We start from the raw sequence: 13,189 nt of genomic DNA, 5'->3' as shown, positions 1-13,189 counted from the left end.
ATGCAACGGCAAACCTGACGACAGAACCGACAACAGACCGACAAGCACAGACAAGAACCGACAAGAACCGACGAGAACTGACGAGAAGAGGCTCGATGCAGCAGAGCAACGCGGCGCCCCGCCCGCCCATCGCCGTGGTCGGGGTCGCCTGCCGACTGCCCGGCGGGGTCAACTCGCTCCGCGAGCTGTGGTCGGCGCTCGAAGAAGGGCGCGACCTGGTCGGCGAGGCGCCGCCGGACCGGTTCGAGGCGGAGCGCTTCGTGGACACGAGCGTGCCGCGGCCGGGCAAGAGCTACACGGCCGCCGGCGGCTTCCTCGCGGACGTCGCCTCCTTCGACGCCTCCTACTTCGGGATCTCGCCCGCCGAGGCGGAGCAGATGGACCCGCAGCACCGGCTGCTGCTGGAGCTGACCGCCGAGGCGCTGGACGACGCGGCCCTCGACCCGCGGCGGCTCGCCGGTTCGGACACCGCCGTCTACGTCGGGATCTCCGACGCGTCCTACGGGGCGCTCCAGTTGATGGCCCAGCGCTCCATCAGCCCGTACACGATGTCCGGCGGCGCCTCGTCGCTCGCCGCCAACCGCCTCTCGTACGCCTTCGACCTGCGCGGCCCGAGCATGGCCGTGGACACGGCGTGCTCGTCGTCGCTCATCGCCCTCGACCGCGCGTGCCACACGCTGTGGGAGGGCACCAGCCGGGCCGCCGTGTGCGGCGGCGCGAACCTGCTGATCTCCCCCTACCACTACGTGGGCTTCTCCCAGGCGTCGATGCTGTCGGTACGGGGCGTGCCCGCGCCGTTCTCCGCGCGGGCCGACGGGTTCGTACGCGCCGAGGGCGGCGGCGTGGTGATCCTCAAGCCGCTGGAGGCCGCCCTCGCCGACGGCGACCGGGTGCACGGGCTGATCCTGGGCACCGGCGCCAACAGCGACGGCCGCACCCTGGGCATCGCGCTGCCCAACGACCGGGCCCAGGAGGACCTGCTGCGGGAGGTGTACGCGCGCACCGGAGTGGACCCCGACGACCTGGTGTACTTCGAGGCGCACGGCACCGGCACCCCGGCCGGCGACCCGCTGGAGGCGATGGCCATCGGCCGGGCCCTGGGCACCCGCCGCATCACCGGCGACCTGCCCTTCGGCTCGGTCAAGAGCAACCTCGGCCACCTGGAGCCCGCGTCCGGCATGGCCGGGCTGTGCAAGGCGCTGCTGGTCCTGCGGCACCGGTCCATCCCCGCCACCCTGCACGCCGAGGAGCCCAGCCCGCACATCGACTTCGCGGGGCTCGGCCTGGAGCTCGCCACCACCCCCCGGCCCGTCGCCGCCGCGCGGCGGCCCGTGGTGGGGGTCAACTCCTTCGGCTTCGGCGGCGCCAACGCGCACGCGATCGTCGCCGCCGCGCCCGCCACCGTCCCCGCGCCCCGCCGCGCCGACCCCGACGCCCCGCCGGACGCGCCCCTGCCGGTACTGGTCTCCGCACGCGACGAGAAGGCCCTGGGCGAGGCCGCGGCCGCGCTCGCGGAACACCTCGCCGACGTGCCGCAGGAGGAGTTCTACGACATCGCCCACACCACGTGCCGGCGGCGCGGCCGCCACGAGCACCGGGCCCTCGTCCTCGCCCGTACGCCGCGCGACGCGTCCCGCGCCTTCGCCGAACTCGCCGCCGCCGAACGGACGTCCCCTCGCCCCGGGCCCGGCGGCGCCGTCGGCGCCCGCGCCCAAGGGGTGCGCGGCGGGCGGATCGCGTTCGTGCTGTGCGGCAACGGCTCCCAATGGGCCGGGATGGGCGCCGACCTGCTCGCCCGCGACGCCGCCTTCCGCGCCGCCGTCGAGGAGTTCGACACCCACCTGACGCCGCGGCTCGGCTGGTCGGCGGCCGAACTCCTGGCCTCCGCGCCCGACGGATGGCGGCTCGCGGCCACCGAGATCGCGCAGCCGCTGCTGTGCGCCGTGCAGTTGGGTCTCGCCGCCGCGCTCCGCGCCAGGGGCATCGAACCGGCCATGGTGGTGGGCCACAGCGTCGGCGAGGTCGCCGCCGCGCACCTCGCCGGAGTGCTCACCCTGGCCCAGACCGCCCACGTCATCGCGGAACGCGGCGCGGCGCAGGCCCCCACCGCGGGCCGGGGCCGGATGGCCGCCGTGGGCCTGGGCGAGGACGAGACGCGGGCGCTGCTGGCCCCGTACGGCGAACTGCTGGAGATCGCGGCGGTGGGCAGCGCCCGGGACGTGACCGTCTCCGGCGACGCCGGGGCGCTCGCCGCGCTCGGCGGGGAACTGGCCCGGCGGGACGTGTTCTTCCGCGACCTCGGCCTCGACTACGCCTTCCACAGCCGCGCCATGGGCCCCCGGCAGGCCGCCCTCACCGAGGCGCTGGCCGCGCTGGAGCCGTCCACCGCGACCCTGCCGATGTACTCCACCGTCACCGCCGACCGCGTCCTGGGCCCGGAGCTGAACGCCCAGTACTGGTGGCACAACGTGCGCCGGCCGGTACGTTTCGCCGCGGCCGTCGAGCGCGCCATCGACGACGGCGCCGACATCCTCCTGGAAGTCGGCCCCCACCCCGTACTCCGCGGCTCCCTGCGCCGCATCACCGCGAGCCGCCCCGCCGCGCACATCGCGGTACTGCCCACGATGCGCCGCCCGTCGAAGGCCGAGCGGGCGGAGGGCGTCGCGGCGGAGGCCGCGCAGGCGGACGCCACCGCCCAGCGGGAGCCCGACCAGGCGAACGTCGCGCAGGCGGACACCACGGCGCAGGCGGACGGCGTGCGGGCTGAGTTCGACGAGGCCGACGCCGCTCACGCGGAGGCCGCGCAGAGGGAAGCCACGCGGACGGAAACCACGCGGACAGTGCCCGCGCAGGAGCGAGCCGGCCACGCGGAGGCGGTGCGGACGGCGGCCGCGGTGCCGGTCGACGCCGTTCACGCGCTCGACACCACCTGTGCGGCGCTGCTGGCGGCCGGGGCGGAGTTCGACTGGGGGCGGCTGCTGCCGGTGGCCGGGCGGGTGGTGGACCTGCCCGCGTACCCGTGGCAGCGGCAGCGGCACTGGCGGGGCACCCCGCAGTCCTGGGTGCGTTCCAGCGGCGACGGCGTGCTGCGCCATCCGCTGCTCGGCGAGCGGCTGCCGGCCCCGCAGCCGGTGTGGCAGGGGTCGGTCGAGCCCGTGCTGGTGCCGTGGCTCAGCGGCCACCGGGTGGGCGGCTCGGTCGTCATGCCGGCCACCGCGTATCTGGAGATGGCCCTGGCCGCGGGGCGGGAGGCGCTGGACACGGCGGTCGAGGTCGAGCACATGGACATCAGCAACGCGCTGGTGGTGCCCTGGCCCGACGCGGGCGGCACGAGCGTGCAGGCGTCCCTGAACCCCGACGACGGAACGTTCTGCCTCACCAGCACCACCGAGAACTCCGGGCAGACCCGGTCCCACGCCCGTGCGCGGGTGCGGGCCCAGCTCCGGCCGCGACCCGAGCCCCTCGACGTCGAACGGGCCCGCCGGGACTGCCCCGAGCCGCTGACGGCGGAGACGTTCTACGGCGCCTGCGACTCCGTCGGGCTGTGCTACGGACCGGCGTTCCGGGTACTGGAGGAGATGTGGCGCGGGCCGGACGCCGCGCTGGCCGCCTACCGGCACGACGCGCCCGGCGACCCGTACACGGTGCACCCCGCCCTGCTGGACGGCGCCCTGCAGACCGGCGTGGCCCTCCTGCTGGACCGGATCGCCGCCGGCCACCCGCACCTCCCGTCGACCATCGCCGCGCTCCGGGTGTGGAAGACCCCCGCGCCGCACGGCCTCATGCTCGTACGTGAACGCAGCCGGACCGACGAGGAGGTGTGCTGGGACATCCTCCTCACCGACCCCGACGGCACCGTCTCCGCCGAGCTGGAGGGCTGCCGGCTGCGCAGGCTCCAGATCGGCCGGCTCACGCGGGTCGGCGTGATGGAGACCGTGCTGCGGGCGGCCCCGCACAAGGAGCTGCCCCGTACACCCGTACCGCTGCCCGCCCCGGCGGAGCTTGTGGAGCGGGCGGAAGAACGGATCGCGGAGCTGCGCGCCGCGTGGCACGCGGCGGGCCACGCCGAGGCCGTGGAGAGCATGCGGCGGTACACGGCCGCGCGCTACGGGGAGCTGATCGCCGCGCTGCTCGACGACGCGGACAAGCCCTTCGCCGTCGCGGACCTGATCGCCAGGGGCCTCCCGGCCCGGCACGAGCGGCTGTTCACGCTGCTCGCCCCGTTCCTGGAGCGGCAGGGCGTATGGCGGGCGGAGGACGACCGGTGGCGGCTGTGCGCTCCGGCCGCGCCCGGATCGTTGCTGCTGACCGAATTCGTCGGCCGCCACCCGGCCTTCGTCTCCACCGCCGCCCTCACCGCGCGCCAGCTCCAGGCCCTCGACGACTCCTGCCGCGACGGCGCGGACGCCGCCCAGGCGGCGATCTCCGAACCCGTGGCCCGCATGCTGGAGCAGTACTACGACGTCTCGCCGCTCTGCCGGTTCCACAACCGGGTGGCCCAGGCGCTGGTGGAGCAGATGACCGCCGTCTGGCCCGCGGACCGCGCGCTGCGGGTGCTGGAGATCGGCGCGGGTACGGGCGGCACGACAGCGGCGCTGCTGCCGCTGCTGCCCGCCGACCGCACCCACTACACGTTCACCGACGTCTCCACCTCCTTCCTCACCCGCGCCGAAACCCACTTCGCCGCGTACGACTTCGTCGAGTACGCCGCCTTCGACCTCGACCGGGACCCGGCCGAACAGGGTCTGGCCGCCGGCGGGTTCGATCTCGTCGTGGCGTCGAACGCGCTGCACACCGCCGCCGACCTGCGCGCGTCGCTGCGCCGGGTGCGCTCCCTGCTGGCCCCCGGCGGGCAATTGCTGGCGTTCGAGACGCATGACGCACAGACGCTGGCCCCGGTGTTCGGCGCCCTGGACAGCTTCTACGCCCACACCGACCGCGACCTGCGGCCCGACTCCCTGCTGCTGCCCCGCGACGAGTGGCCGCGGCTGCTCGTCGAGTGCGGCTTCGACGCGGTCACGCGGACAGGGGACGACGAGCCGCCGCTGCGCGAAGGGTGGTCGGTCTTCCTCGCCTCCGCCGCGGCCGAGGCGGCGGCGGAGGAGGCGGCACTGCCCGGGGCGGACGGCGCCGGCGCGTATCTCGTCGTCGCCGAGCGGGCGAGCGAACTGCCCCTCGCCCGGGCGCTGGGCGAGACGCTGGCGGAGCGGGGCGCGGGCACGGTCCGTACGGTGCCGCTGCCCGACCGGCCCGAGGAGTGGGAAGCGCTGCTCACGGAGGCGGTGACGGGCGCGGAGCCCGCCGAGACGGTCGTCGTCACCGTACTGCTCGGGGCGGGCGACGACCCCAGGGTGCACGGCGACGACGTCAGCGCGCGGGATGATGCCCCTCGCGCGCACGGTGACGATCCCCGCGTACGCGATGACGAGGGGGAGGCCGTCGCCGTGGCCGCGCGCCGCGCCGTCGCTCTCGGTACCCTCGCCACCGCCCGCGAAGGGCTGCCCGACGGCGTCCGCGCCGAACTGTGGCTGGTCACCCGCCCCTGCGGGGCGCTGCCCGCGCTGGAGGAGATCACCCATCCCGAGGACGCGGCGGTCTGGGGCATCGCCCGCACCCTGGCCAACGAACACCCCGAACTCGTGGGCCGTCGCGTGAGCCTGTGCCGCGGCGCGTCGCCGGCCGGCGACGCCCTGCGGCTGGCGCGCGAGATGCTCGCCGCGAGCGACGAGGACGAGATCGTGCTCACCGCCGCGGACCGCTTCGTCCCCCGGGAGCGGCCGCGCCCCGAGCCCGCCCGGCCCGCCGGGGCCACCCCGTACGCCCTGCGCGTCCGCCACCCCGGCCTCTCGTACGAGCTGGTGTGGGAGGAGACGCCCGCACCGGCCCCGCCGGGACCGGACGAGGTACTGGTGGACGTACGCGCGAGCGCCCTCAACTACCGCGACATCATGAAGGCGGTCGGCCTGCTGCCCGTCGAGGCGTGCGTGGACGCCGCGGAAGCGGCGAGCGTCGGCCTGGAGTGCGCGGGCGTGGTCCTGGCCTGCGGCCCCGGCGTGACGGACTTCGCACCCGGGGACCGCGTCGTGGGCATGACGTACTCCGCGTGCGCCAGCCACGCCCTGATGCAGCCGGCCAAGATGTGGCGCCTGTCCGACTCGGTGTCCTTCGCCGAGGCGGCGGCGGCCCCCATCGCGGTCAGCACCGTCCAGTACGGACTGGGCGAACTGGCGCGGCTGCGGCCCGGCGAGACCGTGCTGGTCCACGGCGCCGCGGGCGGCGTGGGCCTGGCCGCTGTCGCGTACGCGACGCTCAAGGGGGCGCGGGTGATCGCGACGGCGGGCAGCGATCTGAAGCGCACATTCCTGCGGAGCCTGGGCGTCGAACACGTCCTGGACTCGCGGACCCTGGACTTCGCCGAGCAGGTCCGCGCCATCACCGGCGGGCAGGGCGTGGACGTGGTGCTCAACTCCCTCGCCGGGGAGGCCATGGCCCGCAGCCTGGAGCTCCTGAGGTCCGGCGGCCGGTTCGTGGAGCTGGGCAAGCGCGACTTCTACGAGAACAAGCCGCTGCTGCTGCGCCCGTTCACGAAGAACATCTCGTACTTCGGCGCGGACGTCTCGCAGGTCCCCGACCACTGCTTCCCCCGCATGCGCGCGGAGATGGGCGACCTGACCGGCGGGAGCGCGCACGTCAAGGTGCCGCACACCGCCTTCCCCGCCGCCCGCGTCGCCGAGGCCTTCGCCCTCCTCCAGCACTCCCGCCACATCGGGAAGGTCGTCATCACCTACGACCCGCTGGACGAACCGCTGCTCATCGAGGAGCGGCCGGCCCCGCCCCGGCTCGACCCCGAGGGCAGCTACCTGGTCACCGGCGGCACCGGCGGATTCGGCGCGGCCACCGCGTGCTGGCTCGCCGAACTCGGCGCCCGTCACCTCGCCCTGGTGAGCCGGAGCGGCGAGCGGGCCCCAGAGGCCGCGGCCACCGCCGCGCGCCTGGCCGAACTGGGCGCGCGCGTCAGCGTGCACGCCGCGGACGTCACCGACCCGCGGGCCGTACGCGCCGTCCTGGCCGAACTGGAGGCGGCGGGCCGGCCGCTGCGCGGCATCGCGCACGCGGCGATGCACCTCGACGACGCGACGCTGAGCGAGCTGAGCGAGGAGCGTATTCGCGCCACGCTCGCGCCCAAGATGGCGGGGGCCCAGGTCCTGGAGTCCGCGGCCGCGGAAGCCGGCGCGGAGCTCGACCTGTTCCTGCTGCACTCCTCGGGCACCACCCTCATCGGCAACATCAAGCAGGCCCCGTACGTGGGCGCCAACCTCTATCTGGAGGCGCTGGCCCGCAGGCGGCGGCAGCGGGGCGAGGCGGCGCTGGCCGTCGGCTGGGGCCCCATCGCCGACGCCGGCTACGTCGCCCGCAACAACATCGGCGACAGCATGGAGCAGATGGGCATCAAGCCGACGACCTCGGCCGAGTCGTTCGCGGCGGCGGTGCCGCTGCTCACCTCCGGGGCCGACGCCGCCTCGGTCCTGCGGGTCGACTGGAGCCGGCTGCCCGCCCTGATCCCGCAGATGGCCGCCCCGCGGCTGCGGGATCTCGCCCCCGCCGGGGCGGGCGACGCGCTGAGCCGGGAGGAACTGCTGGCGCGGCTCGCCGCCATGGGCGCGGACGAGGCGCTGGAGTACCTCCGCACCACCCTCGCCGCGCTGCTGGCCGAGGTGCTGCGCATGGAGGCCGACCAACTGGACCACTACCGCAGGCTCGACGAGTACGGCATGGACTCGCTCATGGCCGCCCAGGTCCTGGTCACCGTCCACCAGCGGTACGGCGTCGACATCCCGCCGATGGAGCTGCTGCGCAGCAACGGCACCATCGACGACCTCTCGCGCATCCTGCACGTACGGCTCGGCCTGGCCACTCAGCCGACGCCGGCGGCGACGGCGGCCCCGGCGCGGGTCGTGGCCCAGACCCGCGCGGAGCGGGAGCCGGGGGCCGGGACGGCAGGGGGTGGGGAGCCGGGGGCCGAGCCCGGGTCCGTGTCCGGGTCGGGGCCCGAGGCCGGGTCCGAGTCCCAGTCCGAGTCCCGGTCCGGGTCCGGGGAGGCGGCGGCCGACGAAGCGGCTGATCCGCGGTCCGGCGGCCGGCGGGGCGAGGCTCCGTAACGGGCGGCGGGGTGCGACGGCGGTACGCGGCCGTCGCACCCGGCCCGGCGTGATCGGGAGCCGCCCCGCCCGGAGCCGCCCCCGCCCGCCCGGGAGCCGCCCCGAGTGCCAGGGAGCCTCCCGGCGTACGCGCCGCCCGATCACTCCCCGTCCGGCGTCGCGTCGAGTCCGCGCAGGAAGGCGGCGGCGGGCGGGGAGGGGCCCAGGCGGCTCCAGACGAGCCGTTCGGTGCGGACGGGCGCGCCCCGGACGCGCAGGATGTGCAGCCCGGTGAGTTCGGAGGCGATGGCTTCGGGCACCATGCCCACCCCGAGCCCCGCGCGCACCAGCTTGGCCAGCATTTCCAGCGTGGTCACCTCGAAGGCCGCCTCCGTGCGCAGCCCGGCGGCGAGGAACGCCTCCTCGGTCTGGCGGTGGGCGGCGGAGCCCGCCGTGTAGGCGACGAAGGTCTCGCGTGCCAGCCGCCGCAGGCCGACCCGCTCCTGGCGCGCGAGCGGATGCCCCGGCGCCACCACGGCCACCAGTTCCCCGTGCGCCAGCACCTTCTCGCGTACGCCCTTGAGGCGCGCGCCGGGCACCAGGCCCACGAAGGCGACGTCCAGGGTGCCCTGGCGGACCTGCTCGATCAGCGCGTCGCTCATGTCCACGCGCATGCTGATCCGCACCTTGGGGTGCCGGGCGTGGAAGGCGGCCAGTTCTTCGGCCAGGTCGACGGCGGCGACGGTGGAGATCGCGCCGACCGCGAGCCGGCCGCGCACCTCCCCGGTCGCCGCCTCCACCTCGGCGCGGGCCCGCTCGGCCGCCTCCAGCGTCTGCCGGGCGACGGGTACGAACGCCTCCCCCGCGGCTGTCAGCCGCACGCTGCGGCTCGTACGGTCGAAGAGGCGGGCGCCTAGTTCCTGCTCCAGGCGGGCGATCTGGTGGCTGAGGGCGGACTGCACCACGTGACACCGTTCGGCGGCGCGGGTGAAGCCGCCGGTCTCGGCGACCGCGACGACGTAGCGCATCTGCTGGAGCTCCATGGCGGCGAGCATAGCGATCGACGAGCGAGATCGATCGCCAGACGAGATCGATCGCGGAACCAGATCGATAGGATGAAAATGATGCGTTGGACTCATTGCTGGGCGGCGGCGCAGGCTGGAGGCTGTGCACCGGCCCCGCAGGGCGAGCCGGTGGTCGATCGTGTACGTGGTGCCAGGGAGGACATATGGGAGCGACTGAGCGCGGCCGGGACGGGACGGCCCCGGGGCTGGGGCGCGGCACGCTGCTGCTGATGTCCGTCGCCACCGGGCTGTCGGTGGCGGGCAACTACTTCGCCCAGCCGCTGCTCGACGTCATCGGCCGCGACCTGGGGCTGAGCGCGTCGACGGCGGCGCTGGTGGTGACGGTGGCGCAGACCGGGTACGGGCTGGGGCTGCTGCTGCTCGTACCGCTGGGGGACCTGGTGGACCGGCGGCGGCTCGCGGTGGGGCTGTGCGCGGCGACCGCGGTCTTCCTGACGGTGATCGCGAGCGCCCCCAACGGCACGCTGCTGCTGGTCGGCACCGCGCTGACGGGGCTGGCGTCCGTCGCGGCCCAGGTGGTCGTGCCGTACGCGGCGACGCTGGCGGCGCCCGCCGAGCGCGGCCGGACCGTGGGCACGGTCATGACGGGGCTGCTGCTGGGCATCCTGCTGGCCCGTACGGCCGCCGGGCTCCTCGCCGACCTCGGCGGGTGGCGCACGGTGTACTGGGTCAACGCCGTGCTGATGCTGCTGATGGCGGTGGCGCTGCGGCTGCGGCTGCCCGTGCTGCCGACGCCGCGCGGGGGGCGGGGGTATCCGGCGCTGATCGGATCCACGCTGCGGATGTTCGCCGACGAGCCGGTGCTGCGGTGGCGGGCGGCGCTGGGGGCGCTGACGTTCGCGCCGTTCAGCGTGTTGTGGACGGCGCTGGTCTTTCTCCTCTCCGGTCCGTCCTACGGCTGGTCGGAGGCGGCGATCGGGCTGCTGGGCCTGGTGGGCGCGGCCGGGTCGCTGGCCGCCTCGACGGCCGGCCGGCTGGCGGACCGCGGGCTGGTCCAGCATGTCTCCGGCATCGGCGCGCTCCTGCTGCTCGGCTCCTGGGGCCTGCTGGCTCTCGCCGGTGGCGGCGGCCCCTGGGCCCTGGCGGCCCTGCTGGCGGGCGTCATCATCCTGGACCTCGCCGTGCAGGGTGTGCACATCAGCAACCAGAACCTGGTCTACGCCGTCCGTCCCGAGGCCCGCAACCGCCTCAACTCGGCCTATATGACCAGCTATTTCGTCGGCGGGGCCATCGGCTCCGCACTGACCAGCGCGGTATGGGGCGCGGCCGGCTGGGGCGGCGTCTGCGCGCTGGGCGCGGCCCTCTCGGCGGCGGGCGCCGTGGTGTGGTCTGCGGAACGGCTGCACCACCGGCGCCGATCCGCGCCCGCCGCCGTACCGGTCGTGGTTCCGGCGCCCGCCACCGAGCGTGAGGCGGGACATGGGGCGGGGCGCGGGGCGGAGGCCCGGCCCGGGTCCCGGTAGGCGGCGGACTCCACCGCCCGGCCGCCTGGCCGGACGCCGTATCCACGGGCGTCCCGGCCGGGCGGCAGCGGGTGCCGGTTACAGATACGGGCGGGTGATCAGCTCGATCGCGTGACCGGCGGGGTCCTTGAAGTAGACCCCCCGGCCGCCGTGTTCGTGGTTGATCTCGCCCGCCCGCCGCATCCGCGGATCGGCCCAGTGCGTGATACCGCGGTCGCACAGCCGCCCGTACGCCCGGTCGAACAACTCGTCGTCGACCAGGAACGCGTAATGCTGCATCTGGATCTCCACCGGCGGCTCCGCGAATTGCAGCAGCACGCCGTCGGAGAGCTGGACATTGGTGAACGGCCCCCAGGACGGCGCTTCCGCGAGTTCCAGCAATTCGCGGAAGAAACGGGCCGACTCGTCGCGGTTCACGGCGGCGATGATGGTGTGGTTGAACGTGGCTGTCATACGGCTGACCTCACTGTTGGTTCGACACGAAAAGGACTCGCAGTGCACGAGCACTGAGGGGGTCCGCGTGCCGAACCAGGAGCGCGCCGTCCGCGCACCCGGCGGGGGCTCAGCCCTCCACCGGATAACCAATCCGCGCATGGCGCCGCCGCGCCGTCCCGGTGTTCACGCCGGCGACCCTACACCAGGCCGCTCAGGCGTTCGACGGCGCGCCGAGCGGCGCGCGGTACGGCGGGTTCGCCGAGTGGCGGGCGCGCGACTCGTTGGGCGGCTGACGAGGGCGGGCCTTACGATCCCGGCCATGACGATCACTTATGAATGGCGGGGCGAGGTCGACAACGAGGCCATCGAGGCGTTGCACGCCGAGGGCTTCGACCACGCTCCGACGGAGACCGACTGGCTGGCGCAGCTTCGGGGGCACAGCCTGGGGTGGGTTTGCGCGTGGGAGGAAGGGCGGCTGATCGGGTTCGTCAACGTGCCCTGGGACGGCGGGGTGCACGCGTTCGTTCTGGATACGGTCGTGGCGCGGGCGGGGCGGAACCGGGGGGTCGGGAGTGCGCTCGTCGCGGCGGCGGTGGAGGGGGCGCGGGCGGCGGGATGCGAGTGGCTGCACGTGGACTTCGACGACGGTCTGGAGCCCTTCTACTTCGATTCCTGCGGATTCAAGACGACGAAAGCCGGGCTGATCGCGCTCTGAAGTTCGGGTTCTCGCTGCGCCGCGGCCAGGAGCGGCGGGTGTTCGGGGCGCTGCGGCCACGGCTCGAAGCGGCGGCGGGGCGGGGGTCACGGTCGCGGCGCGGCTCGCCGGCCGGGCGCAGCGGTCCGTGTCGAACCCCGCTCTGCTGGAGCGCCCGCCAGACGATCATGGAGAGGGAGTAAGGGGGCGGAGCGCGTGGGCAGGGCGTGCGCGCCGTCGGTGCCGTCAGTTGTGCTGTAGTACCAGGTGCCGCCCGCTTCTTGTGCGCGGGGACGAATCGGTGGCTCCCTGGTGGGCGCGACACTCGCTGGGTCCCGGTAGGGAGTCCGACGGAGGTCGTTTCTGGTGTCCAGTGTGGTTGCCGGGCCCGCGGCATCGGGCGGGGTGCTGTCGGGGGTGCTGAGGAGTCCGTGGCTGTCGTTCGCGGTGCGGCGGCTGGGGCGGTTCGCGGTGTCGCTGTGGGTGGTAGTCACCGCCGCGTTCGTGATGATCCATCTGATCCCCGGCGACCCGGTGCGCTCCGCGCTCGGGATGACGGCGCCGGTGGCGGCGGTGAACGCGCGGCGCCACGCGCTCGGCCTGGACGACGGGCTGCTCACGCAGTACTGGCACTACCTGCGGTCGCTGGCCGCCGGCGACTTCGGCACGTCCATGCTGAGCGACCTCCCGGTGTCCCGGCAGATCGCCGACCGGCTCCCGGCGACGGCCCAACTGGCCCTGGCCGCCTTCGCCGTCGCCATGGTGATCGCGGTGCCGGTGGGCGTGGCGATGGCCGCCCTGACCCGCGGCGGCCGGCGCAAGGGCGCCGAGCTGGCGTTCACGTCGACCAGCGTGCTGCTGGCGGCGATCCCCGAGTTCCTGCTGGCCGTCGGGCTCGTCTATGTGTTTTCGGTGCACCTGGGGTGGTTCCCCGTGGCCGGGCGCGGCGCCATGAGTTCGTACGTGCTGCCCGTACTGGCGCTCGCCGCCCAGCCCGCCGCCGTCCTCGCGCGGATCGTGCGGGTCGAGATGCTGGCCGTGCTGGGCCAGGACTTCGTCCGTACGGCCCGCGCCAAGCGGCTGCGCGCGCCGCGCGTCTACGTACGGCACGCGCTGCCCAACGCGCTCACCGCCACGCTCACCATGGGCGGCCTGGTGCTGACCGGGCTGGTGGCCGGGACGGTGCTGGTCGAGAACGTCTTCGCGTGGCCGGGGCTCGGGTCGACGATCGTGCAGTCCATCCAGTCGAAGGACTACCCGGTGGTGCAGGCCGTCGTCCTCGTCTACGGCATCGGCGTGCTGACGGTGAATCTGCTGGTCGACGTGGTGCTCGCGGTGCTCGATCCGCGCTCGACGATCCGGGGGGCCTGAGCC

Annotated in this window: 6 protein-coding genes; 4 read left to right on the top strand and 2 right to left on the bottom strand. The window is 74.8% G+C overall.

Translation table 11 applies throughout. The annotated features are described in order from the left end of the window. Positions 1 to 95: 95 nt before the first annotated feature. Positions 96 to 8,159 (top strand): type I polyketide synthase, encoded by an 8,064-nt coding sequence (locus IF55_RS01760; RefSeq protein ID WP_063763822.1) that lies wholly within the window; start codon positions 96 to 98, stop codon positions 8,157 to 8,159. 140 nt (positions 8,160 to 8,299) lie between these two features. On the opposite strand, the gene IF55_RS01755 is transcribed toward IF55_RS01760, so the two are convergent. Beyond that, positions 8,300 to 9,181, bottom strand: a complete 882-nt coding sequence (locus IF55_RS01755) for a LysR substrate-binding domain-containing protein (RefSeq protein WP_030881687.1) — start codon at positions 9,179 to 9,181, stop codon at positions 8,300 to 8,302. Between the two features lie 185 nt (positions 9,182 to 9,366). Between IF55_RS01755 and IF55_RS01750 the strand changes: the two genes are divergently transcribed. Next, positions 9,367 to 10,686: an MFS transporter gene (locus IF55_RS01750; protein WP_048831408.1), complete on the top strand. Its 1,320-nt coding sequence runs from the start codon at positions 9,367 to 9,369 to the stop codon at positions 10,684 to 10,686. A gap of 78 nt (positions 10,687 to 10,764) precedes the next feature. On the opposite strand, the gene IF55_RS01745 is transcribed toward IF55_RS01750, so the two are convergent. After that, entirely contained in the window at positions 10,765 to 11,139 is a 375-nt protein-coding gene (locus tag IF55_RS01745; protein ID WP_030881683.1) for a VOC family protein, read from the bottom strand. Positions 11,140 to 11,440: 301 nt separating this feature from the next. Here IF55_RS01745 and IF55_RS01740 point away from each other — a divergent pair, with 301 nt between their 5' ends. Together IF55_RS01740 and IF55_RS01735 are read left to right on the top strand one after the other, a co-directional pair. Further along, positions 11,441 to 11,836 carry a GNAT family N-acetyltransferase gene (locus tag IF55_RS01740; RefSeq protein ID WP_030881681.1) on the top strand — a complete coding sequence of 132 codons (396 nt, stop codon included), beginning with the start codon at positions 11,441 to 11,443 and terminating at the stop codon, positions 11,834 to 11,836. A gap of 345 nt (positions 11,837 to 12,181) precedes the next feature. Further along, positions 12,182 to 13,186 carry an ABC transporter permease gene (locus tag IF55_RS01735; RefSeq protein ID WP_342668252.1) on the top strand — a complete coding sequence of 335 codons (1,005 nt, stop codon included), beginning with the start codon at positions 12,182 to 12,184 and terminating at the stop codon, positions 13,184 to 13,186. Positions 13,187 to 13,189 lie beyond the last annotated feature (3 nt).

Source organism: Streptomyces varsoviensis (genome assembly GCF_000718635.1).
Taxonomy (GTDB): Bacteria; Actinomycetota; Actinomycetes; order Streptomycetales; family Streptomycetaceae; genus Streptomyces; species Streptomyces varsoviensis.
The sequence above is the reverse complement of the archived record's forward strand: the minus strand, read 5'-3'. Positions and strand labels throughout refer to the sequence as shown.